Here is a 24,346-nt window from a genome sequence, read left to right on the forward strand (position 1 = left end):
TAAAACCAATTCCTTCTATTGAATTGGTTATTGCTTTCCTGATAAATATATTATGATTGTAAGTTAAATATTACCTGCAAAGCATAAATATTAAACAATATAATAATTATTATTCATTTACAGGCTTAGTCGCTTCTAAATAGCAAACCTTACAAACTTTCTGATCTTTCTTCAGGACACAAAGGTATTACCCGTCAAAGCGGAGACCTAACATTGATTATTATTATTATACCCGGAAGTAGAGGATTTTATTTACCCGAACTTTGCTTTTGAGTATTTTGGATATAGGCTTGCTTCCAATAAGCTTCGATATTTTCTAATGAGCGACCTTTGGTTTCGGGAATGAGCTTAAAAGTAAGCCACAACGCAGGTGAGCAGCAGAGTGCGAATAGCCAAAACGTCCATGATGATCCCAGACCTTCCAGCATAACAGGTGTTAGTTGCCCTACTAAAAAGTTACCTATCCACAATGACAATGTGGCTAAAGCCATCGCCTTTCCTCTGATAGCGTTGGGAAATATCTCGCCTACAACTACCCAGCAAACCGGCCCGAAAGAGAATGCGAAACAGGATATAAATGTTATTATAAAGATCAATATCCACGGCCCATTAGTTATTCCGAGCGCGAACAAAGCTCCAATAATGAGCAGTGAAATAACCGCACCACCAATACCGGCAAACAATAAAGGTCGGCGCCCCCATATATCAATGGTAAAAATGGCTACAAAAGTAAATACCACGTTAACCAATCCTATAGTTACCTGCCCACCAAGTGCGTTGTTAAGCGTAAAACCCGCCTGTTCCAAAATTCTGGGGCCATAATATATAACCGCGTTTATGCCACACACTTGCGACAGGAAGGGCAACAGCAAACCTATCCACAAAGCCTTCCGGTAAACCGGGGTGAATAGTTCTTTAATAGAACCTTCATTATTACCGCTATCCAGTGTTTTAAAGGCATCTATTTCCTTCTGTACAGCTTCCGCACCATCAATTTTAATTAGAATAGTTTTTGCTTTTTGCTCCTGGCCTTTTAACAATAACCACCGTGGTGATTCAGGGACTAAAAACAGGCAGATCAAAAATATACCCGCCGGCAGCGCACCTAAGCCCAGCATACCGCGCCAAACTTCGGTCGAAAATATTTTGTTTATATCAGCATTGTTAAATACAACTGTGGTATGACTTGCCAAATAAGCATTCGAAAAATAAGCCAGCACAATACCAATGGTTAAGGCGAGCTGGTATAGTGACACCATCATTCCACGGAAGCGTGATGGTGAGAATTCAGAAATATACAGGGGCGACACCATAGAAGCTACGCCAATACCCAAACCACCGATTAACCGGAACACAATTAGAACGGTAAATGAGTTTGACAACATGCAGCCCAAAGCCGATGCCAGAAAAAGCACTGCCGAAATGATCAACACGATCTTACGGCCGTATTTATCGCTCAATTTGCCGGAAAAACTTACGCCTATGATACAGCCCAACAGTGCACAGCTTACAAACCAGCCTTCGCTAACCGCATTTAAATTAAAATCGTGTTTAACCAGGCTTACCGTCCCTGAAATTACAGCGGTGTCAAAACCAAATAAGAATCCGCCGAGAGCGGCCACAAGACATACGAGATACAAGTAAGTGCTATTTTGTTTTACTGTCATGCGGCTAGTGTTTATTTTAAAAAGGCTTTGATAACTTTTGCACGATTTTTACCCAGGTTGGTTAATGTATAGGATTGTGCCGCTGCCGGTACCACAAAAGTTTCGGCGTAGGCAAAAGTTTGTTCGGTTCCGTTGGCTGTTTTTATAGTAATGGCCGATCCTTCAACCAACATCATTACGTGGCATTGGTTATGGATTTCAACGGTGATCTCTTTGTCAAATTCCATCCGGTGAACATCATAAAAATGCTCCTGGTGTGTGGGTACATGCACCAGTTGCCAGTCTTCTCCCTGCTGGATAACCTCCTGCTTGGATATAAGCTCTGTCTGGACTTTTTCACCTTTACGATCAAAATTAAGGTTATTAAAGGCGTGATCAATGTTAATAGGGCGCGGATTGCCGTCAAGATCAAGCCGTAACCAATCGTACATCTTAAAGGTGAAAATATAAGGCGTAGCGCTGATCTCGAGTACCAGGTTATTAGCTCCTGCGCTGTGCACAGTACCGTTTGGTATCAGGAACAGATCGTGTTTTTTGGCTGCGTGTGCCTGGACATAATTTGTGATCTCTACTTCCTTATTTTCACGCTGACTGGTTTCTAATACAGACCTGAACTCTTCGGGTTGAATGTTGTCTTGAAAACCAAGGTAAACCTCAGCCTCGTCCTTACAATCCAGTATGTAATAGGTTTCATCCTGAGTTATAGTCTCACCAAAGTTGTCCTGTATATATTTTAGTGAAGGATGGCACTGGATAGACAAGTTACCACCGTCATAAGTATCCAGAAAATCAAACCGAATAGGGAACTCGTCGCCAAATTTTTGCGCGTGAACACCCAGCACCTCTTGTTGGTTATTAAACATCAGGAAATCAAAAGATACCTCGAGCAAATAACCGTCGCTTTCAAACACCAATCCATTTTCCGGTACAATCAGCTCAAAAGACCAGGCATAGTTAACCACATCCTTATTGATATTTTTGATATGCTCACGTATCCAATGACCACCCCATGCCCCCGGTTCAAACCAGGGCCTAACCCGGATTACCGACTGGCTAAGCTGATTTAGACCATCTATAAGATCGGCTTTGTACATCCAGTTAATATCATTTGCCCACTGCCCATCAGCTATAACCGCTATTTTATCAAGTATTTGTTTTTTATAATTATTGAATAAAACCCAGTCGACAAAGTAAAAACGTTTATACATGTAAAATGGCTCATTAGCCCCATTGGCACCCAGGTTGGTTATAACTCCTGCTCTCATTCGGAACTGTAGTTCATTTTTTGGCAGATCGATATAAATTACCGGAACATCCCATCCAGTCAACGCAGCTCCCGGACCCATCACTATGTTAAGATCTGCGACTTCATTTGGTAATTGCTCTGTTAACTTATCCAGCTCATACAAATCATGAAGAGACAAGGTACATTTAGTTCCCCAAACAGCATCCGGAGCCCCTAAGAATGGTTCGATCAATGTCTCAACTACTTGCGCGGGTTTTAAATATGCTGAAGTTTCTATCCAATTAACCGTTAATCCATCCGCTATAAAATATTCGTTTAACGATGTCTTTATTATATCCCATAAAACTCCTGCATAACCATCAATGATCACTCTTTTTTTTCCGATGATATATTGTGCCAATGAATGATAGCCGTTAAAAATTTTCCCTCCTCCCAGTGAACGAACTGGGTAAACATTATATTCATCCTGTTTAATATTGTTGTTATTTACTCTTACAGGCATTAAAAATTGCGAAGTTCTTCGAATATGCTCGTAGGTGATTTTGTGTAAGGCTGGGGTATTTGAAGGGCTTGGATTAGTATTCATTTATTTGTAATAATGTACATACATATTAATTTATGCCTGTAAAAATCCTTAGAGGATTTTTTTCCATAAGTAAACATTCATAACCAGTCGACTTATTATTTATTATGTACAAACATATAAATAAATTCATCGTACAAGTAATTTCTAATTAATTTATTTTTGTACTTAAAATATATAGTTGCCAAATACTAAAAACTGTTTCAGCACGTCTTTATGTAGCAACAAATAAACTTGTTGAATAAAATGGTTATTATTGTAATTTACACTAATAAATGAAATACGCTATAGATCATAAAAGTCCTATTCCTTTACACGTACAGGCCGAAGCCCTTTTAAGAACGTTGATAGCAGAAGAAGAGTACCAGGAAGGTAAACTTTTGCCCAATGAGGTCGACCTTGCCAAAAAACTGGCCATATCACGTACAACTTTAAGACAAGCAATTAACAAACTGGTTTTTGAAGGATTACTGGTGCGCAAAAAAAGGTTCGGTACCAAAGTTGCCCAGGCTGCAGTTAGCTCAAAGTCAAACAACTGGTTAAGCTTTTCGCAGGAAATGGCGTTAAGAGGTATCCCGATCAAGAACTTTGAACTGCACGTTACCTGGGTATTCCCGGATGAGGCTCTTGCAAAATTCTTTGAAATAAAAACAGATCGTAAAATATTAAAAATGGAACGGGTAAGGGGTCGTACCGATGAGCCATTTGTTTATTTTGCTTCCTATTTTCATCCCCGTGTTGGCCTTACAGGCGATGAAGATTTTAAGAGACCATTATACGAAATGTTAGAGCAGGATCATTCCGTTATCGCCACCTTATCAAAAGAAGAGATCAGTGCAAAATCAGCCAATACTTCAATTGCCGAGAAATTGCGAATAGCCGTCGGCAGCCCGGTACTATTCAGAAAAAGATTTGTTTTTGACCAGGGTGAACGGCCAATTGAATACAATTTAGGATATTATAAAGCAGATAGCTTTGTGTATACTGTAGAGAGCACCCGGTAAATATCCAACCTATCATTATATTTAATTTGATGCCTGACTCATCAAATTAAATTTCCACATCATCCCTTCCTTTATTTTTTATAACCTGCTACATCTGGCGAATAGCTGGTTACACTATTATTTTATACTAAGTACGGGGCCTCTTAGGATTAAACGCTACTAAATAGGTTAGTTCCTCATTCAAAGCACTACGCGTTCCTTCTTTGCGGTCTTCCTGGTGGCTTGGCTGATCAAGCCTTGATTTAATTGTATGAAAAACCTGTAATAATATTTCCGGGAATATTCTGGCTGCAATGGTTGGATAATAATCTTTTTGAATTTTTATTCGTTCGGTATCGGTGGCCATACTTAATTCCCAGTTATCTTCTCCTTTAAAACCGTGTTCCTTGGCTGTATTCAACAAATCGAACATGTACATACGGGTTTGCTTTTCTATTGCTTGCTTGTCAACTATCATTATTTCTTTGCTTTAATGTTTACAACAGCAACGACAATTCATGATACAATAACATTGTTTTTAAACAAGGTAAACAAATGCTTTTGCTCATTTTGGCGGTGATGCTGGTATTGTTTTATTAGCTAAAACTTAATTATCACCGTGTCAGAAAATGGCAATGCCTAAGAATTTATTCAGTGGTATGAAAGGAATTGTTTAAAGATAAGCATATTTTACGGCATCAGCGGTTTTAATTTAGCTGGTGCTATAAAAACAAAATGCGCTCCGGGTTTTACCCCGGAACACACTTGTTTTCCAAAAACTATAACCGCTTATAGTGGAAATCTTTAACCGCCTCAATTAATGCAATTACGGCGGCACCAGCTAAATGGTTTTTACAGGTGTAAAATTAACACGTATTCCGTCATAATTAGTATATTTCTAAAAAAAATTGCTTCTTGCGCTATTAACGAGTCAGTATCTTTTGGTTTGTTGGGATTTGGCTGGAGAAAGAAACTATTGCGAAGATTTTCGGTCATTTGCCCGCTTGCTTTTGATAAGTATAATTCCGGATTTTTGCGCTTGTTTCATACCATGCCCAGAAACAGGAAAGAAAGAAACCGGTAAAACCATCTCTGTATCCCCTTGCAGAGATAAAACTGTTACGGAATGACCGGAGAGGCTGCAATGCTATTTCACGGGGCGTGCTCCGGATTCCGTTTTTAAAGCGGGCTTCCCCTTCATTACGCAGATATCTGGAATGTTTTTCAAAAAGTTTCCTGAAACCTATCATCCAGTAATGATGAATAAAATTTTTGCCCTTAAAAACAATATCATAAGTGGTGTATCCCTCTTTTACTTTTCGACCCAGGTGAATAAGCTCCCGGAATTCAAAGTGATTATGATTTACCAATAATATCCTCCGGTTTATGCCGCCCCAGTTAGTACCGTAGAGCCTTTTCCCTTTAAAATAAAAGATCCAGGGCGAGCTTATCGCTCCAATATTTTCCAGGGATACTCCACCATTAAAAATATGGTGAATTTCGTTAACCAACTCCTCGCTCAGTACTTCATCCGGATCGGTAATCAGTACCCATTCATGTTTTGTTGATCTGGAATATTTGGCGTGTATCCATTCACAACTATCAACCCGGGCATGATCAATTACTTTCGCACCAAATCGCAGCGCTATTTCTTTAGAATCATCCGCAGAGCCCAGGTCAAAGTATAAGATCTCATCACAGAACGACAATGGCTTTAAGGCCTGCTCCAATAATCGGGCTTCATTGTACCCTACAATAATGGCGGAAACAGGTAGTTTATTGATCATAGTTGAGCCAGTGATAGCGAACTAAAGTAAATAATTTTATACATTAGTTCGCTATTAAATCTATGTCAGATAAGCCTTTCTTTTCCATTATAATACCGGTTTTTAATGGTGCAGCCACACTATCAAATGCTTTAGGCAGCATTTTGAACCAAACATTTACTAACTACGAGGTAATTATAATCGATGGTTTGTCCACAGACAATACTATGTCCATCATCAATAGCCATGTCAAAGATTTACCGCTTAAATATTTATCTGAGCCGGATAAAGGCATTTATGATGCCATGAACAAGGGTATAAAATTAGCCGAAGGTGATTGGTTATATTTTATGGGCAGTGATGATACATTGTATGACCCAAAGGTATTCTCGGCTATACATCAGGAATTAAGTAACAAGCCATGCCACCTGATATATGGCAATGTTATTGGTCAGTTATCAAACACAAAATATGCTTATGACACACGGGATAAGGTTTTAACAGAAGGCTTACATCACCAAAGCGCATTCTATAAAAGAACCCTTTTTGACGAATTAGGCCCCTACGATAACTCCTTTAAAATAGCGGCCGATTATCATTTTACTTTAAAGGTATTTGTTAGCAAATTATACAAAACACAATATATAAATATTGATACCTGCATCTATGGCGAGAGTGGCTTTAGTTCGCAAAACTATGATTACAGGTTTTATAGCTATCACTACCAATTTTTATCAAAACACAATGCCATACAGCAAACCGGGGCATATCAAAAGTGCCTGGACGATTCTGTGTACTGCTGTTTATATTTGGCGATGAACAAAACAGACCTATTATTTGCCTGGCAAAACCTGCTGTTTTACCTGTTTCAAAAAAACGCATTTACCTTTAAATACAGAATAAAAAAAGGTCTCCAGATGCTCCGGTGGAGCATACTTAGCAGCAAGTAAAATTCAGGTCCTTTTTAGATCCCAGCCCTTCCTTTCCTCAAAAAGCCAAAATCATAACATTAAAGGATAGTTTCGGTCAATTTTATTGAACCTTGTTTAAATATCTTTGTTAAAAATATTCGCGGCTAAGGCTGCTTGTATGATCATCTATTATAAACATCTGTCATGGCTAACCCATTTAAAGAAACCAGTGTCGACGAAATAAACCAGGTAATGCAGCGCTCATACGCCGCGTTCGGGATCTATCGAAAAAAGAGCATCGAAGAAAAAAGTACCTTCCTGGATACTATAGCCCAGGAGATCGAAGCCCTGGGTGATGCCCTGTTACAAAAAGCATCCGAAGAAACCAATCTGCCCATTCCCCGCCTCAGTGGTGAACGCGCCCGTACCACGGGACAACTGCGGATGTTTGCCACCATGCTGCGCGAAGGCAGTTGGGTAGAGGCCACTATTGATACCGCCCAGCCCGAACGCACTCCGCTACCCAAACCCGATCTGCGCAAAATGCTGATCCCTTTGGGACCGGTGGTAGTTTTTGGAGCCAGTAATTTTCCCTTCGCTTACTCTACTGCTGGCGGCGATACAGCCAGCGCACTGGCCGCCGGTTGCCCGGTTGTGGTAAAAGCCCATCCGGCCCATGCCGAAACTTCGGAAATGGTGTATGAGGCAATTAAAAAAGCCATAACTATTTGCAATATGCCTGCCGATGTTTTTCAGCATGTACATGGTACTTCTTTCGAAAGCGGCAAGGCATTGGTACAAGCTGAGCATACTGCGGCCGTAGGTTTTACCGGCTCAACTACAGGCGGTAAAGCGCTGTTTGATTATTCGGCGCAAAGAGCAAACCCGATACCCGTATTTTCTGAAATGGGCAGCATCAACCCGGTGATATTTTTACCGGATTCCCTGCAAAAAAACACCGCCGAACTGGCCGCACAATACACAGGTTCTATTACACTGGGCATGGGGCAGTTTTGCACTAATCCAGGCTTAATGCTCGCGGTAGAAAGTCCGGCCCTGCATGATTTCCTGGAGCATTTAAGCACCGGTATCAAAGCGGTACAACCCGCTAAAATGCTGCATGCCGGCATCCATTCAGCTTATCAGAAAAAAAGCAACGCGGCGCTTAAACAGGATGGCGTTGCCCTGGTTGAACAGGCCCAGGCAACAGCGCATGATATAGAAGCATTACCCATCATCGCCCAGGTAAGCGGCGAAACATTTTTGCAAAACCCACTGCTGCATGAGGAAGTTTTTGGCCCGTACTCGCTCATGGTAAGTTGCCGCGACGAGCAGGAACTGATAGCGGTTTTAAAATCGGTATCGGGCCAACTCACTACTACCATCATGGGTACCGAAAAAGACCTGACCGATCATCCGGAACTGATCGATCTGCTGCCATCTATCGCCGGCAGGATATTGTTTAACGGTGTGCCCACCGGGGTGGAGGTTTGTGCCAGTATGGTACATGGAGGTCCTTCGCCAGCCACTACTGATAGCCGCTTTACTGCCGTAGGCATTAACGCTGTAAAACGCTGGGTTCGCCCGGTATGTTACCAAAACTGGCCCGACAGTCAGCTGCCGCTGGCTCTGCAGAATGCCAACCCGCTAAATATCTGGCGTATGGTTGATAATGAGTGGAAAAAGTAGGGCACCCCTGAGGGGACGAAAAAGTGGGTTTACATGGTTTACACTTTTCATGGTTAACATTATTTCAAATTATTGACAATCAATTAATTAACTTATTTTATATCAAAAAAAACGGTTTACAGTGTAAACCATAAATAACGGGGTTTACATTAATCAATTTTATGGGCTTCCCAACATGCCGGGCTTCGGAGACACATGTGATGTGTCTCCCTATTTACGCCATTTCTTTTATAAAAATCTCCTTGATGCTTTCTATCTCTTTGGCATAAATGGTTTTCTTACGCATAGAAAAATACAGCGTGTTCTCCACCTTTTGCTTGCCTTCCCATATCAGTTTTACATCGCCATTTTCTATCTCCCGTTTACATAGAAAATTGGGAATCACCGCCAGGCCTGTACCGCTGCTCAGGCACCGTACTATCGAATTTAAATTCGGTACAATAAAATTGGGCTTAAAGTTAGGCCGGCGGTTAAAGTTGTTGTACCAAAAACGCAGCCAGTGCTCCATATCTCCCGTAGTACCATACCAGCGCTGCGCGCTAAGCCATTGTTCTAAACCAGCCATGTCGTCCTGTGCCAGCAATCTGTCAAATTCGGCACAGTCAATATTTTTACCGGCCACCAGTACAATAGTCTCTTTGGAAAAAGGGATGTATTCGATGCTTTTATTACTGCCCTTTTCGGGAGTGATGATGAGGTCAAGGATACCGTTATCCAGGTCGGCCAGCATCTGCGGGTATTCGCCAAACTTAATAATCACGTTAAAGGGCAGCGTAGCCAGGTAAGGCTCGAGTGTGATCTGGAAGGTCTCAAAACACATGCCTATGCTAATAGTAGGTGTATCCTTTTCGGTACTGCGATGAAAATGTTTTTCTGCCGACTCCAGCTTTTCCAGCGCTTCCTGGATATAGTTATACAGGATCTTGCCCCGCTCAGTTGAAACCATTTTACGCGAGGTACGGTCGAACAATTTATAGCCCACATAAGCCTCTAACGAGCCCAGGTGCAAACTCACGCCAGGCTGCGATACATAAAGGGATTCGGCCGCGCCGGTAAGGGTACCGGTTTCATATATCGCTTTAAAAGTTCTGTACCATTCTAAATTTACCATAACTCTTACTATTATAATTATGATACAAATGTATGATTTAAATTATTTTAATAGTAGATAAATCTAACATAATTTTGTGCTATCAATAATTGAATACAACAACATGAAAAAAATATTTGTAATAAACGGAGGACAAAAATTTGGTCATTCCGGTGGTAAGTTTAATAAAACCATCAGCGATGCCAGTGTTGATTTTTTTAGCAATCAGCCAGGTTATGAGGTAAAATATACCGATGTTAACGATGATTATGACCCTGCCGAAGAAGTTGAAAAATATGTTTGGGCCGATGTAGTGATCTATCATACCCCTATCTGGTGGTTCCAGGTGCCGCATGCGCTAAAACAATATATCGACCTTGTATTTACCGAAGGTCACGCCAAAGGCATTTACCACAGTGACGGCCGTACATCAGCCAATCCGGCCATTAATTACGGTACAGGCGGTATGCTGCATGGCAGGCAGTACATGGTCACTTCATCATGGAACGCCCCCCGCGAAGCTTTTACCTTGCCTAATGAATTCTTTAACGAAACCAGTGTGGACGACGGCGTACTGTTCGGTTTTCACCGCATGAACGCCTTTACCGGGATGACGCCTTTAAAAAGTCTGCATTTTCACGATGTAGAAAAAAATGCCGACGTACAGCGCGATCTGGCCATTTATACTGATCATCTTACCGAAAATTTCATCACCAATACAAAAACACAAGAACATGAGCATTTACTTAACTGCAATAGTTAAAAGCATACCCGGCGAGGCCGAAACTTTAAAAGCACATTTACTGGAACTGGTAAGCCATTCCACCAAGGAAACCGCCTGCCTGCAATATGATCTGCACCAGGTGGATGATGAGAACACGTTCATCTTTCACGAAGAATGGAGCGATGCCGCCGGTTTAGAATTGCATAACAGCCAGCCGCACATCGGGCGTTTTATTAGCAACACCGCCCATCTGCGCGATGGCGATATTTTGATTTACAAAACACAGCCGGTAAAATAATTGCCGGCAACACAAAAAATGGAATACAGAAAATTAGGAAATACAAAGCTGCAATTATCAGCCATTACTTACGGCGCATTTGCCATTGGCGGTAATATGTGGGGCGGTAACGAAGAGCAGGAATCGATCAAAGCCGTACAGGCATCTATCGATCATGGCGTTACCACGATTGATACCGCGCCGTTTTATGGCTTTGGTTTAAGCGAAGGATTAATAGGCAAGGCCGTGGCTGGGTATGATCGCAGTAAAATACAATTGCTTACCAAATTTGGCCTGGTATGGGATCAAAGTAATCAAGGCAAAGGCGAGTTCTTTTTTGACGCAGCCGACAATGATGGGAACAAATTGCCTGTTTATAAATACGCGGCCAAGGGCAGCATTATCCGCGAGGTGGAAGCCAGCCTGAAACGCCTGGGTACCGACTATATCGACCTGCTGCAAATTCACTGGCCAAATGCTACCACACCCATAGCCGAAACCATGGAGACGCTGGAACTGCTCATTAAACAAGGCAAGATCAGAGCGGCAGGTGTGAGCAACTACAGCCTGCAGCAAATGGAAACCGCACAGCAAAGCATCCAACTGGCATCAAACCAGGTACCTTACAGCATGCTTAACCGCGCTATTGAACAAGATGTAGTGCCTTATGCTATGGAGAACCATATCGGCATTATCGCTTACAGTCCGCTGGAGCGTGGCTTGCTTACCGGCAAATACAAACCCGATTTTAAACTGAGTGATAATGATCACCGCAACGGCTATTTTAACCAGTTTTCGATTGGTAAAGTAAATCTGTTTTTAGAGGCTATCCGTCCGCTGGCGAAGGAAAAAGAGGCAAGTTTATCGCAATTGGTATTACGCTGGACAACCCTGCAGCCCGGTATTACCCTGGTATTGGCAGGCGCCCGTAACGCCACCCAGGCTATTGACAACGCCAAAGCGGTTGACTTTACGCTTTCGGCAGAGGAGTTGGCTTTTGTTAATAAGACATTTGAGGGAATTTTTGGGTAAGGAAAGCGCCCTTCTATCACACGCGTCATTGCGAGGAACGAAGCAATCTCTATGCTATACAGAGCCGACTTTTCTGATCGACCTGCTTGTGTAGAGATTGCTTCGTTCCTCGCAATGACGTGTAAAGAACAGAGAGCCCAAACAAGAGGCTCTACCGCGGCCGATATTTCCCCACAGCGGTTTTCTTAAACTCCTCCACCTCCTCAACAGCATGTTCATTGGCCCAGGTTTCCAGCGCGGACAGTGCGGGACCCAGGGCCTTTCCTTTTTCGGATATCCGATAACTCACCTCTGGCGGAAAGCCGTGTTTTTCTTCGCGGATGATGAGGCCGTCGGCTTCCATTTGTTTCAGATGATCAAGCAATACCTTTTTGGCCACCTTGGGAATGATGCGCCAAAGCTCGGTAAAACGCATCTCGGCATTGTGAAACAAATGATACAGGATAATGGGTTTCCATTTGCCCGAAAGTATGTTTAAGGTAACATTAAGACCGCAATGTCTGAACTGATTGTAACTCATGGTAACCAAATAGTGAACTGGTTACTAAAAGGTAACCTTCTTGGGCTTGCCAAAGGATAAGCGGACCTTTGAAGCATCAAATTTAAATGCTTTAACATGAACTTGCAATTATTGCGCCACGCAACCCAGATATTATCTGCCAATGGCAAAACTATTCTCATTGATCCTATGCTGGCCCCCAAAGACAGCTATGATCCAATTCCAAATACAGCTAATACTTTAAGAAACCCGCTGGTTGATCTCCTTGTTGATGAAAACGAACTGAAGCAATTGATTGACCGTGTAGATGCCGTGCTCGTTACCCATGCACAACACTTTGACCACTGGGACGCTACCGCCCGCGAACTGCTGCCCAAAAACATTACCCTGTTTTGCCAGCCTACCGATACCAGATTGATCCGCGAAGCGGGTTTTACCAATGTCACCCCCGTTAATGATGAATTGGCTTGGGAGGGGATCAGCATCAGTCGTACCGGCGGCCATCACGGCACAGGGGAAATAGGCGAACGCATGGGTACTGTTTCGGGCTATGTGATCAACTATGGCGGCGATAGCATCTATATTGCCGGGGATACTGTTTGGTGTGCCGAAGTACAGGATGCGCTAAATAAGTACCAGCCTGCAAACATTGTATTAAATGGCGGCGCAGGTCGTTTTTTAACCGGAGACCCTATTGTGATGGATATTCAGGATATCTTAACCGTTTGTAACTACGCGCCCAAAGCCAGCATTTATGTAGTACACCTGGAAACCGCCAATCATTGTGTCGAAAGACGTGCGGATATCAAAGCGGCTTTAGCGGCACATAACTTTACACAGCGCTGCCATATACCCAATGATGGCGAGTGGTTTATATAATCATCTCCTTCATTTTATCTTGATTTTTAACCCCTATACCTTATTGAAAAAAATTTCGATAAGGCATAGGGGTTTTAGTGTGTATTGTTGTCTGCTGCATAATAAAAGTTTAAAACAGTACTTTTAAACCCAAGCTTTGCAAACAGAAAACACCCATAAAACACCTTATCTGCTACACCTGAACGTGGATGAGCAGGATTTTGACAGGATATATCTTGATCATTATGCTGCTCTGCACCATTATGCCCTTACGCTGGTTAATAACAGCACCGTAGCCGATGAAATGGTACAGGATGTATTTTTAAAGATCCTGGAAAGGCGCGAACCTATAACCATACATACTTCATTAAAGGCCTATCTGTACCGCTCGGTACATAACGAGTGCATGAATTATTTTAAGCATCATAAGGTAAAACAGAAATATCAAACACACACATTTTACAAGATGGAACAAGAAACAGAGCACCCGCTTGATAAGCTGCAATACCGGGAGTTTGAAAAGCGTTTATACAGATCAATCAATGCCTTGCCCGAACAATGCCGCACCGTTTTCCAGATGAGCCGGTTTGAGGAGCTTAAATACGCAGAGATAGCCGCGCGGCTGGGTATTTCTATTAAAACGGTAGATAACCAGATGGGCAAGGCGCTTAAACGGCTCAGGTTACAACTGGCAGATTACCTGCCCCTGTTATTATGGATATTAATGAACCTGATACGATGAAGCAACCTTTACATATCAACGATGATCTGCTGATCAGTTATCTGCTTAAAGAAGTTTCGGAGGAGCAGGCGCTGCAGGTGGAAGAATGGCGTGCCAGGGATGCCGCTAATGAACGCCGTTTTGAGCAGTTCAAGCTCATATGGGACAGCAGTAAAAACTTTACCGCCGACCCGGATATTGATGCCCTGGCCTCCTTGCAAAGTGTAAAGCAAAGAGCCGCAGAGCAAAAACCACGAACAAGGGCTGTATCCATGCATCATTATGGCTGGCTTAAAATAGCTGCGGCCGTATTATTTATAGCGGGCGGGAGTTGGCTGTTCATGACCAGATTCATGAACCCGCAGGTGGCGTTTGAAACCCAGGATCTGGTGAAAACGGATACGCTTTCTGATGGCTCCATGATCACCCTGAACAAGTATGCCCTGCTCAATTATCCCAAAAGGTTTCGGGGCGAACAGCGTAACGTTGCCCTGGTTAAAGGCGAGGCTTTTTTTAGCGTTGCCCCCAACAAAGCCAAGCCCTTTATTATTTCAACCGGCGGGGCCACTATAAAAGTGGTGGGCACGTCGTTCAATGTAAAAAACCGCAACGGTATGGTTGAAGTGATTGTGGAGACAGGCGTAGTGCAGGTAACCGACAACCGCAACCGCGCCATGATCATACTTAAACCCGGCGAAATGGCTTTATTAAATGCCAGCACCGGCAAGTTGATCAAGATCAAAACCCCTGATAAGTTATATACCTACTACCGCAGTCACGAGTTTGTGGCCAAAGGTGTATCGCTTTACCGTTTGGTACAGGTGCTGAACGAGGCTTACAATTGTCACATTGTTATCGGCAGAAAAGAGTTAAAGAACCAGCTGGTGACCACTACCTTTAAAACTGATATTAGTTTGGATTATGTTTTAGAATTACTTACCAAAACATTGCAGATAACTATTGAAAAAAAACAGGACCAGATCATCCTCAGATAAACCAGCTACGGTTAATGATAATAACGTATACGCAACTACCTAAATTCGCAAAATCAATACTGACGGTTATTTCACTGATAGTCAGCACTATGTTTACACAGGCGCAAAGCCTGCTGGAAAAAAGGGTATCGGTCAGTTTTGATCATACCCGTATAGCCGATGTGTTACAGGAGGTAGGCAAAAAAGGTGGCTTTTACTTTGCATACAATGATAAACTGTTGCCCAAAGACAGCCTGGTAACTTTCACCGTAAGCAATCAAACAGTAGCAGTGATCCTCACCATGCTGTTTCATGACAGGTATGAGATCACCGAGCTCAAGTATCATATCGTTATCTCCCCGCCCAGGCCAAACCTCTCGTTTAACAATACCGATATTACCAACGAGAGCAACAGCTACTCCATCAGCGGCCTGGTTATCGACGAACACAGCGGTGCCCGCCTGGCTAATGTAAGCGTATATGCCAAACAACAGCTGGCTTCAACACTTACAGATGAACATGGCTATTTTCAACTCAAATTCAGGGCAGAAAACCCCGGACAGATCAGTCTGACAGCAAGCAAACTGGATTACAGGGATACTTCCATCAATTTCCTGCAAAGCGTATCCGTAAGCAGCAGACAGCAAGAATCTGACTATGATCATGCGGCTAATAAAGGCAGCAATGTGGAAAGAACCGCCGCCGGCCGCTTTTTTATCACCGCCAAGCAACGAATCCAAAGCCTCAACATACCCGATTTTTTTGCCAAACGCCCGTTCCAGGTATCGCTTACGCCAGGTTTGAGCTCGCATGGCTTATTTAGTCCGCAGGTGGTTAACAAATTTTCGCTTAACCTGGTGGGCGGCTATACCGCCGGTGTAAACGGACTGGAGTTTGGCGGCCTGTTCAATATCAACAGGATGAATTCGAGGTACCTGCAGCTCGCCGGTGTTTTTAACCTGGTGGGCGGTACGGTTACCGGCTTGCAGGCCGCGGGCGTACATAATCGCGCGCTGGATACCGTTAAAGGCGTGCAGTTTGCCGGCTTTATCAACAAAGCCGAAGGCCAGGTATCGGGGATGCAGGTGGCTGCTCTAAATAACGAGGCCCATAAACTAAAAGGGGTACAGATAGGCCTGGTTAACCGTGCCGATACTTCACACGGCGCCAGCATAGGTTTGGTCAACATTATTGGCAACGGCTTTTATAAGGTTACTTTATCGGCCAATGATATTGTGAATACCAATATCTCTTTAAAAACAGGCACACATGGTTTTTACACTACTGTATACTTAGGTGCTAATATACAGCCACAAAATAAACTGTATCTCGCCGGTTTTGGTCTTGGTCATGATTTTATGCTGAGCAATAAAGTATACGTTTCTACAGAAGCCGCTTTTCATTTTGTTAATGACAACGGCACCTGGGATAGTCATCTAATGCAGGGTAAACTATTATTAAATGTGCAGCTTTCCAAAAACATCAGCCTGGTTGCCGGGCCAACTTTTAACAGTTATAATAACAGTATCGCCTTTCATGTACCTGGATATAAAAACATCAATCACCTCCCTGATTTTAACGACGTTATCGGCTATCCCCCAGATCACCAGATTAAGAAATGGGTTGGCTGGGAAGCCGGTATCTCCTTTAATTCTGTTTTTAAACGCCCTCCAAAAGAGGTCGACAATTCCGATGACTGGTATCTGGGCGCTACTGCTACCGCGGGTGTTGGCTGGGATCCGCATAAAATGGTATATGGCACCGAATTGTTTACTATGCGCGATCTTGGCGAACATATTGCCGGTACTTTTTCTGTGGGTTATACCTCTTTTGGCCAAGAAAGTTATCATGACCCACAACCAATCAGGTTTATCCCGGTAAAAGCAGGTGTCAGGCTAAAAACCGGCAATTTGTTTTTTATCGGCGGTGAGGTGGGCGAAGCATTCGGTGTGTTTGACCAAACTATTTACAGTGGCACTTACCCTTATGAAACTACCACTAAACCTTACCGGTCGCTCATGTATGCTGTATCCGCCGGGTTCAGTTTCCGTAGCGGGCTGGAGACCAGCTTTAAATTTGAAGATTACGGCCTGTCCGGCTATTACAAGCAATTTGCCCTGCGCCTGGGGTATCGTCTTAAACTAAGTAAATAATATTTCCCGGCCCGCGTAGGGGTAAAAGCCATAGTTGTTGTCACAGCCTCAAACAACAATATGGAAAGAGTCCGCGAAACAATTATTGCTTTACTGATGATCTTTTTACTGATCGGCACGCTGATCATCATTTACAGTTTACTGATCTGGCAGGAGCTACCCAGGATATTGACACTGGTTTTACTTTTTTCACTGGTATTACTAAAAAGCAGCATCACTCATCTGCATCATGATCAAAAAACCCGGGAGTTAACCTGCACCGATACCAGGGCCCTTAAATTCTTTTTGCTGAGCGTGCTCAGTGTTTTTTGCGTAGTGATATTTATTTCATACCTGCTTAAAAGCCAGCAACAAGCGGCCGAACTGGCCTTTGGCACAAGTCTGCTGACCATTAAAAAAGCGCTCGACTTTTTACCGGCCGACTAACCCTTCTGCACACACACAAATTAATAATTATAGCGTAATCACATGAAACCATCATGAGCTAAAGCTCACCAACCGGTATGTATAATACGGCTCATGATAGCTTCATTACCATTAAAAAACAAATTACACACATGAAAATTAAACTTTGCTTATCATCACTTTTTTTGCTGCTGATATTATGCTGCCCGATAGCAAGGGCACAAACAACCAATGGCTGGCGCTTAGGCTTTGGTATCGACGCCGGAGTAGCGCCCACAAACGCATTTAAATACACGCTCGGCGGCGACATCAGGCTGCAAAAAGATATCAACAAACATTTTGCCGCAACGCTCACTACCGGATTTACTCATTTTTTTGAGAAAGATCATTTTGACAGCTTCCCGCAATATGGCAGCCCCTACAATGTGATCCCGGTTAAAGCGGGTGTTAAGTATTTTGTAACGGATAACTTTTACCTGGGCGGCGAAGCCGGTGCAGGCCTTGCTTTTGAGCAATGGGGAACATCGTTCTTATGGTCGCCGTCTGTTGGCCTTGCATTTAAAAATGGTATAGACCTGAGCGTGAAATATGAAGATTATACCAAAGATAAATCGACTAAAAACATTGGTTTAAGGTTAGCTTATGGTATAGGCACCCCAAAACTTAAGGTACACAAAAAAACAAACCCACCTAAAGGCTGGGAACTAGCCCTGGGCCTTAACCCCGGTTTAATAGCTGGTAAATCTGATTTTGTGCTGGGCGCCGAAGTTGGCATCAGCAAATCATTAACAAACAACCTGGAAGCCACCGGTTCTGTTGGGTACATGCATTACTTCAAAAAATATGAGGGTGCTTATATTAGTTATGACGGGCAGGGTGGTTATGTTTGGGGCCAAACCAGTGCCATACAAAATGTATTGCCCGTTAAAGCAGGGCTCCGCTTGTTTTTAGGCGATGAGTTTTATATAGCCGGCGAAACGGGTGTCGCATTTGCCTCGCATATTACTTCTTTTGCGTATACGCCCTCGTTAGGTTTACGCTTTCACAATGGCTTTGATATTGGCGCTAAGTATGACAATTACAGCAATGATCGTATACCACATACACTTACGCTTAAACTCGCCTATCATCTTAAATTGAATTAACCTATCAGACACAACCATCATGAAACACAAATTCATTTACCTTTTAAGCGCATTATTAATTGTGGGCACGTTACACAGTTATGCCCAAACAACAGAAAAAGGCAAATGGCACTGGAGCCTTGGCGCTGAGGCCGGTTTGCCCACCGGAAGCATTAAAAAGTACAGCAATTTTGAACTGGGTGCTACATTACGTGCTCAATATGGCTTGAGCAATTCATTGGCACTCACCTTTACATCAGGTTACTATAACTTCTCCGCTAAAAAACAGGAGATTCCAGGCTTTGGTTTTACCCAGCCCGATGATATGGGCATTATCCCGGTTAAGGTTGGGATCAAATCATTTGTAAGCTCAGGTTTTTACTGGGCAGCCGAAGCAGGTGCCGGTTTTGAAACACCCGGCGGCCCTGTTAAACTGATCCTATCGCCAAGTATCGGTTTCGCATCCAAATCATGGGATACAGGCATCGGGTATGAGCATTTCATCCAGCAAGGTTCCAATTTTGGTACTGCTACGATCCGTATGGCATATGGTTTTTAATATCGCTTTATCCTAAATCTTAAATATATCCAATCAAAAAGCCCTCTCCGTAAGGAAAGGGCTTTATTCTTTATTCAGCAAACTTTTTCATCAGGTCGGGTGTCATTAGGGGGAGTTTAATTTTATAGCGGTATCCGCCATCAAAGCTGTCTTCTTCCCTTAAAAATTCATGCCCTTTTTTGCTTATCCAATAGGTTTCGGTATAGTGCTTGCCCTGGTATTCACTTTCGGTAAAAAGTTTCCAGCAGTCAACTTTGTCGTTATTCAGGGTGCTTAGTACTTCGCTGCCGCTTACTTTATAGGTTACATATTCAGGTGGCGCTAACCCCGCATCGTAAAAATTAATAACAAAGGTTTTGCCGGCGGCCAGGGGCAGCATTTCAAAAGTTTCGATATCCAGGTTCCAGTTAAAATTGGGTCGCGTAAACGCAAGCGAGAAGTTTTTAGCCGTATTATCCTTTACACTATCGGCCCCGGTAATTTTATCCACGCGCCAGTTATAGGCCTTTGTCTTATTGTTAATAGTTTCTGCATGGTAAAGCGGTGCAAAATCAGCTGTTCTGTTAACCGAATATACCGAGCGGTAGGCCAACGTATCGCTGCCAAACCAGTGTTGGTTTATGGTAAATACCTTTTCACCCCTCCGGTTTTCGATGGAGGTATTACGTATCCAGTACCAGAAACGTAAGTTTTTTTTGTTTTTCAGCATTTGAAAATACACCAGATACTGGCGGTTGCCCGGTTGCAGTACCTGTGTCATTAATCGTTTATCAGCCAGGCGTATGGTATCTGTTTGTGCCCATACCGGTTTTAAATTACCCATTAAGGCCCATAGCAAGGCTAAAGTGGTAATAATAAATTTAAAGATGGAGCAGTCCGTTCTCATGATAGTTAATTATTAAAGGTTATTACTATTGAATGATCAAAGCTGTTATTTATAAGCTATTGCCAAAAATCATTTCAACTGCTATGGGCCTATTTTTAACCATGCTGGCTATACGTTCAACCAAGCCACTACAGGTCAATCAGTTGACTATCAATACTCGTCGGTTGAATAAAATTGGGGATCCGTTGAAAAAAAAGCTCAACAACAAAAAACCTTTGTAATTTTAGGCATGATGCAAGTGTTTAAGGGTAAGGCTACAATTACCCAACTCCAGTGGCTGGTCTGGATCTCTGTTTATATTATACTTTTCCTGTCGTTCACCTCCATGGATGGCATTAAGGAAAGTGTGTTTTATACCAACATGTACATTGTTTATTATGTATTGATCATATACGGCAATATCCGCTTTCTGTATCCCCGTTTTTATGAAACCCGCAAATATGTTTTGTATGCACTACTTTCCCTGCTCCTGTTATTTGTTGCAGGCATAGGCCGGGGGTATTTGAGTACCTATTTTTATAACACCTATTTTGCCAAGCCCGGACAAGCCGAGCCGATAACATTTCCCACCCTATTAAAATTTGTTTTGGGTGGCGGCTTGATATTCGCGCTCAGCTTTATATTCCGTATCGCTATTGCTTACTTTAAATTAAAGCAGCAAACCGAAGAGATCATGGTGCAAAAAAGCCAGGCCGAGCTCAACCTGCTCAAATCGCAGGTACAGCCTCATTTTTTGTTCAATACGCTCAACAATATTTATTACGAGGCTTACCGCGAAGCTCCCCGGACGGCGGCGCTCATAGAGCGCTTATCAGACATTATGCGTTATTTTTTAGATGAAAGCCCGTTGGATGAGGTTTCCATTAATACCGAAGTTAAATTTTTGGAGAATTACCTGGAGCTGGAAAAGATCCGTATCCGTCATGAAGTGCAGCTCACTTTCACAAAACAATTTAACACCGACCTGCGTATCCCGCCTATGCTGCTGATGACTTTTGTGGAGAATATTTTTAAGCATGGCATCGATAAATCAAGCCAGGATAACTGCATTAAAATTTCGCTGGTTCAGGAGGATAATTACCTGATGTTTGAAACCGTTAACCGGATCTACGACAAGCCCAAACAGAACGGTAGCAATGGTTTTGGTATCACTAATTTGCGTAAAAGACTTACCTTGCTTTACCAAAACAATTTTGAACTGGATACCCATAAAAACGAACAATCATTTACGGCTTTTTTAAAGATCCCTTTAGCGTGAATTTAAGTTGTATTATTATTGACGATGAACCCAATGCGGTGAAACTGCTCGAAATGCTGATTGGCCAAACCACACAATGGCAGCTTTTAACCAAGTGCTACAATGGCCTGGAGGCGCTCGCTTTTTTAAAGGAGAACAAAAACAAGGTTGATTTTATATTTCTAGATATCAACATGCCCCATCTGAGTGGGATGGAGCTTGCTGCCCTATTACCAGCTGATACAAAGATCATTTTCACTACAGCCTACTCTGAGTTTGCGGCCGAAAGTTATACTTTTAAAACTATCGACTACCTGCTGAAACCTATTACCTTGAAACGTTTCCTGGCGGCGCAGCAAAAAATAGAATCGTACTTTGGTAAGGCTCCGGCGGCGGTTGCCATACCTGTACAAGCAGATCAGGAATACTTTTTTGTAAAATCGGGCAAGGTGCTGCGCAAGATCCTGCTGGAACATATCCTGTATTTTGAAGGCGAAAAAGAATACGTGCGAGTAGTGACCCATACCGATCAGCTATTGATCTATCGCAGGTTAAAGGATATTGAGGAACAGCTTACCGTTCCGTTTGTGCGGGTACACAACTCTTATATCGTCAATACCAAACAGCTCAACAAGATCCAGGATAACCACATCTACATTGGTGACAAGCACATCCCCGTAAGCGAAAAGTTTAAGGATGGTTTTATGGCGGTTATTAATCAAAGGATATTTTAATTATTGAATTAGTGATTGAGCACAATCCTTTTCCTTTCCTGTCAGCAGAACAGCTTCGGACGAAAGCGGGCAGAACAATGGTGGCCTGTGCGGCTGTAGGGGCATAGCAAGTTTTTGCTGAAGCGTAGGGTTGTGGGAACGAAGTAGGGTAAAATAATTGCAGCCCGTGGTTCTGCCAGCTTTGCAGGGCAAAGGCCATGAGCGCAAAGAAGCATTTCTGCTGACTTGATTTTTGGTTACTTTGTATCAAGACAAAGTAACAGCCTTAGCGGCAATTGAGCGCTCTACGATTTGCATTATTCGCCCTGTAAAGCTTAGAGATTGCTTCGTTCCTCGCAATGACGCGTGGAGAGGTAAACAGGTTTAGAGACAGAGAATAAGAAGAACTTACGATACTGTGATCTCACCCCGTAAATCAAGCTCCATATAATATTTTACCTGGGCCGGGTCATCAAACATCCCCAGCAGGTACATCATTTTGGTTACGGCAGATTCAAAGGTCATATCATAGCCATTAGCCACGCCTATATCTTTCAACTGGCGACTGGTATCGTACCTGCCCAGTTCAACCGTACCTACTTTACATTGCGAAATATCCACGATCACTTTACCACTGTCAATAGCACCTTTCAGCAAATCAATAAACCAACTATCTGTAGTTGTATTGCCTGCTCCAAATGTTTCCATTACAATACCCCTTACATCGGAGTTTAGAATGGTTTCCACCACTTTAGTACCAATGCCCGGATATAGCTTTAATACGGCCACATCACTCACCAGGTTATTATGGATAATAAGTTCCGAACCTTCCTGCGGATGCCTGATATCATTGGCGCTGAAACGCAGGTGGACACCCGACTCGGCCAGTATAGGATAGTTAGGCGAACGGAATGCCTCGAATTTGGAAGAATTGTATTTAAATGCCCGGTTACCACGGAACAGTTTATAATCAAAGTAAATGCAAACTTCTGGTACACGTGCACGGTCGCCTTTTTTTGATTTGGCAATCTCAATGGCTGTCATCAGGTTTTCCTTGGCATCGGTGCGTATAGCACTTATGGGCAGTTGTGAGCCGGTGAATATGATGGGTTTACCCAGGTTCTCGAGCATAAAGCTTAAAGCAGATGCGGTATAGGCCATGGTATCAGAACCATGCAATATCACAAAGCCATCGTTATCATGGTAGTTTGACAGGATGATGCCAGCCAGTTCGCTCCAGATAGCCGGGTTCATGTTTGATGAATCAATGATCTCATCAAAAGAATGAACCTTAATTTTGCAGTTTAATTTTTCAAGTTCCGGAACATTATCCATGATATGCTCAAAGTCGATAGGTTTTAAAACTTTGGTCACAGGATCGGTCATCATTCCAATTGTCCCTCCGGTATAGATGATCAGTATCTGGCTCATGAAATATTAGTATGCTGTATAAAATTCAATAAATAATGTTGTTAAATACCAAATAGCCTTTTTGAATTTTCGGTGGTTATATCGGCCACTTTATCCAGGGGTATTTGATGCAGCTCCGCCACCTTTTGTGCAATGTAGATCAGGTATGAACTTTCATTAGGCTTGCCGCGGAACGGAACGGGCGTAAGGTACGGAGAATCTGTTTCTAAAACTATATGTTTCAAGTCAATTTCGGTTACAACTTTATCCAAACCCGAATTTTTGTAGGTAACCACCCCGCCTATACCCAGGTAAAAGCCCAAAGCCGTTACTTTTTGGGCCTGCTCCAGCGTGCCGGTAAAGCAGTGGAAAACACCACGCAGGTTATCGTCCTGCTCTTGCTGCAGCACCTCGTATACCTCATTAAAGGCATCACGGCAATGGATAACGATAGGGAGTTTAAGACTTTTTGCCCAGTTGATCTGTTGACGGAAAGCTTCTATCTGTTCATTCAGGGTAGTTTTATCCCAGTACAGATCGATACCGATCTCGCCGATGGCTACAATTTGATGTTGCTGATGGGCCTCCCGGATATCGTTAAGTTCCTGCTGCCAGTTTTCTTTTACCGAGCAGGGATGTAAACCCAGCATCGGAAAGCATTGGTCGGGATAAGCCTGCACCAGGTCAAACACCATTGGCACGGATTCTCTGTCAACATTAGGTAAAAACAGGCGGCTGATGTTATTGCTCAGGCAGCGTTCCATTAAGGCCGCGCGCTTATCGGCAATGGTTTCGTAATATAAGTGGGTATGTGTGTCGGTTAGTACCATAGTGCAAAA

General features: G+C 43.0%; 25 protein-coding genes. 16 read left to right on the top strand and 9 right to left on the bottom strand.

Features of this window, described 5'->3' with window-relative positions:
• Positions 1 to 248: 248 nt before the first annotated feature.
• Together AC57BQ_RS19765 and AC57BQ_RS19770 are read right to left on the bottom strand one after the other, a co-directional pair.
• Positions 249 to 1,667, bottom strand: coding sequence for a sugar porter family MFS transporter (locus tag AC57BQ_RS19765; RefSeq protein ID WP_496407902.1), 1,419 nt, complete (start codon positions 1,665 to 1,667; stop codon positions 249 to 251).
• 11 nt (positions 1,668 to 1,678) lie between these two features.
• Entirely contained in the window at positions 1,679 to 3,415 is a 1,737-nt protein-coding gene (locus AC57BQ_RS19770) for a class I mannose-6-phosphate isomerase (RefSeq protein WP_496407903.1), read from the bottom strand.
• A gap of 356 nt (positions 3,416 to 3,771) precedes the next feature.
• Between AC57BQ_RS19770 and AC57BQ_RS19775 the strand changes: the two genes are divergently transcribed.
• Complete coding sequence (locus AC57BQ_RS19775) at positions 3,772 to 4,500, top strand: GntR family transcriptional regulator (RefSeq protein WP_090472617.1); 729 nt, start codon at positions 3,772 to 3,774, stop codon at positions 4,498 to 4,500.
• 127 nt (positions 4,501 to 4,627) lie between these two features.
• Here the strand turns inward: AC57BQ_RS19775 and AC57BQ_RS19780 are convergent, their stop codons facing one another.
• On the bottom strand, positions 4,628 to 4,957 hold the full coding sequence (locus tag AC57BQ_RS19780; protein ID WP_496407904.1) for a hypothetical protein: 330 nt from the start codon (positions 4,955 to 4,957) through the stop codon (positions 4,628 to 4,630).
• A gap of 514 nt (positions 4,958 to 5,471) precedes the next feature.
• Positions 5,472 to 6,266 carry a glycosyltransferase family protein gene (locus AC57BQ_RS19785; RefSeq protein ID WP_496407905.1) on the bottom strand — a complete coding sequence of 265 codons (795 nt, stop codon included), beginning with the start codon at positions 6,264 to 6,266 and terminating at the stop codon, positions 5,472 to 5,474.
• A 62-nt stretch (positions 6,267 to 6,328) separates the two neighbouring features.
• Here AC57BQ_RS19785 and AC57BQ_RS19790 point away from each other — a divergent pair, with 62 nt between their 5' ends.
• Complete coding sequence (locus tag AC57BQ_RS19790; protein WP_496407906.1) at positions 6,329 to 7,195, top strand: glycosyltransferase family 2 protein; 867 nt, start codon at positions 6,329 to 6,331, stop codon at positions 7,193 to 7,195.
• A 165-nt stretch (positions 7,196 to 7,360) separates the two neighbouring features.
• On the top strand, positions 7,361 to 8,845 hold the full coding sequence (locus AC57BQ_RS19795; RefSeq protein WP_496407907.1) for an aldehyde dehydrogenase (NADP(+)): 1,485 nt from the start codon (positions 7,361 to 7,363) through the stop codon (positions 8,843 to 8,845).
• Between the two features lie 214 nt (positions 8,846 to 9,059).
• On the opposite strand, the gene AC57BQ_RS19800 is transcribed toward AC57BQ_RS19795, so the two are convergent.
• The gene (locus AC57BQ_RS19800) at positions 9,060 to 9,956 is read right to left on the bottom strand and encodes a LysR family transcriptional regulator (protein WP_496407908.1); all 897 of its coding nucleotides are present in this window, start codon (positions 9,954 to 9,956) and stop codon (positions 9,060 to 9,062) included.
• Between the two features lie 103 nt (positions 9,957 to 10,059).
• Here AC57BQ_RS19800 and AC57BQ_RS19805 point away from each other — a divergent pair, with 103 nt between their 5' ends.
• The 3 genes from AC57BQ_RS19805 to AC57BQ_RS19815 are packed head-to-tail and all read left to right on the top strand — an operon-like array spanning position 10,060 to position 11,968.
• Entirely contained in the window at positions 10,060 to 10,698 is a 639-nt protein-coding gene (locus AC57BQ_RS19805; RefSeq protein WP_496407909.1) for an NAD(P)H-dependent oxidoreductase, read from the top strand.
• Entirely contained in the window at positions 10,670 to 10,957 is a 288-nt protein-coding gene (locus tag AC57BQ_RS19810; RefSeq protein WP_496407910.1) for a putative quinol monooxygenase, read from the top strand. Before AC57BQ_RS19805 ends, AC57BQ_RS19810 begins: the two co-directional genes overlap by 29 nt.
• 18 nt (positions 10,958 to 10,975) lie before the next feature.
• Complete coding sequence (locus AC57BQ_RS19815) at positions 10,976 to 11,968, top strand: aldo/keto reductase (RefSeq protein ID WP_496407911.1); 993 nt, start codon at positions 10,976 to 10,978, stop codon at positions 11,966 to 11,968.
• A 151-nt stretch (positions 11,969 to 12,119) separates the two neighbouring features.
• Here the strand turns inward: AC57BQ_RS19815 and AC57BQ_RS19820 are convergent, their stop codons facing one another.
• A complete protein-coding gene (locus tag AC57BQ_RS19820) occupies positions 12,120 to 12,488 on the bottom strand; it encodes a winged helix-turn-helix transcriptional regulator (protein WP_496407912.1) in 369 nt (122 codons plus the stop codon).
• Between the two features lie 96 nt (positions 12,489 to 12,584).
• Here AC57BQ_RS19820 and AC57BQ_RS19825 point away from each other — a divergent pair, with 96 nt between their 5' ends.
• The 7 genes from AC57BQ_RS19825 (at position 12,585) to AC57BQ_RS19855 (ending at position 19,261) form a co-directional block, all read left to right on the top strand.
• On the top strand, positions 12,585 to 13,346 hold the full coding sequence (locus AC57BQ_RS19825; RefSeq protein WP_496407913.1) for an MBL fold metallo-hydrolase: 762 nt from the start codon (positions 12,585 to 12,587) through the stop codon (positions 13,344 to 13,346).
• A 136-nt stretch (positions 13,347 to 13,482) separates the two neighbouring features.
• Positions 13,483 to 14,067 (top strand): RNA polymerase sigma-70 factor, encoded by a 585-nt coding sequence (locus tag AC57BQ_RS19830; protein ID WP_496407914.1) that lies wholly within the window; start codon positions 13,483 to 13,485, stop codon positions 14,065 to 14,067.
• A complete protein-coding gene (locus AC57BQ_RS19835) occupies positions 14,064 to 15,041 on the top strand; it encodes a FecR family protein (RefSeq protein WP_496407915.1) in 978 nt (325 codons plus the stop codon). Before AC57BQ_RS19830 ends, AC57BQ_RS19835 begins: the two co-directional genes overlap by 4 nt.
• 14 nt (positions 15,042 to 15,055) lie before the next feature.
• A complete protein-coding gene (locus AC57BQ_RS19840; RefSeq protein WP_496407916.1) occupies positions 15,056 to 17,173 on the top strand; it encodes a carboxypeptidase-like regulatory domain-containing protein in 2,118 nt (705 codons plus the stop codon).
• A 60-nt stretch (positions 17,174 to 17,233) separates the two neighbouring features.
• On the top strand, positions 17,234 to 17,599 hold the full coding sequence (locus AC57BQ_RS19845; protein WP_496407917.1) for a hypothetical protein: 366 nt from the start codon (positions 17,234 to 17,236) through the stop codon (positions 17,597 to 17,599).
• Positions 17,600 to 17,730: 131 nt separating this feature from the next.
• Positions 17,731 to 18,723: a hypothetical protein gene (locus AC57BQ_RS19850; RefSeq protein ID WP_496407918.1), complete on the top strand. Its 993-nt coding sequence runs from the start codon at positions 17,731 to 17,733 to the stop codon at positions 18,721 to 18,723.
• A gap of 19 nt (positions 18,724 to 18,742) precedes the next feature.
• Positions 18,743 to 19,261 (top strand): hypothetical protein, encoded by a 519-nt coding sequence (locus AC57BQ_RS19855; RefSeq protein ID WP_496407919.1) that lies wholly within the window; start codon positions 18,743 to 18,745, stop codon positions 19,259 to 19,261.
• 70 nt (positions 19,262 to 19,331) lie between these two features.
• Here AC57BQ_RS19855 and AC57BQ_RS19860 read toward each other — a convergent pair whose 3' ends face one another.
• Positions 19,332 to 20,147 (bottom strand): DUF3108 domain-containing protein, encoded by an 816-nt coding sequence (locus tag AC57BQ_RS19860; protein WP_496407920.1) that lies wholly within the window; start codon positions 20,145 to 20,147, stop codon positions 19,332 to 19,334.
• A 32-nt stretch (positions 20,148 to 20,179) separates the two neighbouring features.
• Between AC57BQ_RS19860 and AC57BQ_RS19865 the strand changes: the two genes are divergently transcribed.
• The 3 genes from AC57BQ_RS19865 to AC57BQ_RS19875 are packed head-to-tail and all read left to right on the top strand — an operon-like array spanning position 20,180 to position 22,118.
• Entirely contained in the window at positions 20,180 to 20,368 is a 189-nt protein-coding gene (locus tag AC57BQ_RS19865) for a hypothetical protein (protein ID WP_496407921.1), read from the top strand.
• A gap of 8 nt (positions 20,369 to 20,376) precedes the next feature.
• Positions 20,377 to 21,405 (top strand): sensor histidine kinase, encoded by a 1,029-nt coding sequence (locus AC57BQ_RS19870; protein WP_496407922.1) that lies wholly within the window; start codon positions 20,377 to 20,379, stop codon positions 21,403 to 21,405.
• Positions 21,402 to 22,118: a LytR/AlgR family response regulator transcription factor gene (locus AC57BQ_RS19875; protein WP_496407923.1), complete on the top strand. Its 717-nt coding sequence runs from the start codon at positions 21,402 to 21,404 to the stop codon at positions 22,116 to 22,118. The genes AC57BQ_RS19870 and AC57BQ_RS19875 overlap by 4 nt, the downstream gene beginning before the upstream one ends.
• A gap of 387 nt (positions 22,119 to 22,505) precedes the next feature.
• Here the strand turns inward: AC57BQ_RS19875 and AC57BQ_RS19880 are convergent, their stop codons facing one another.
• Positions 22,506 to 23,528: an asparaginase gene (locus tag AC57BQ_RS19880; protein WP_090472632.1), complete on the bottom strand. Its 1,023-nt coding sequence runs from the start codon at positions 23,526 to 23,528 to the stop codon at positions 22,506 to 22,508.
• Between the two features lie 41 nt (positions 23,529 to 23,569).
• On the bottom strand, positions 23,570 to 24,337 hold the full coding sequence (locus tag AC57BQ_RS19885) for a TatD family hydrolase (RefSeq protein WP_496407924.1): 768 nt from the start codon (positions 24,335 to 24,337) through the stop codon (positions 23,570 to 23,572).
• Positions 24,338 to 24,346 lie beyond the last annotated feature (9 nt).

It is taken from the genome of Mucilaginibacter sp. BGA-UO-ETr-C110 (genome assembly GCF_059567985.1).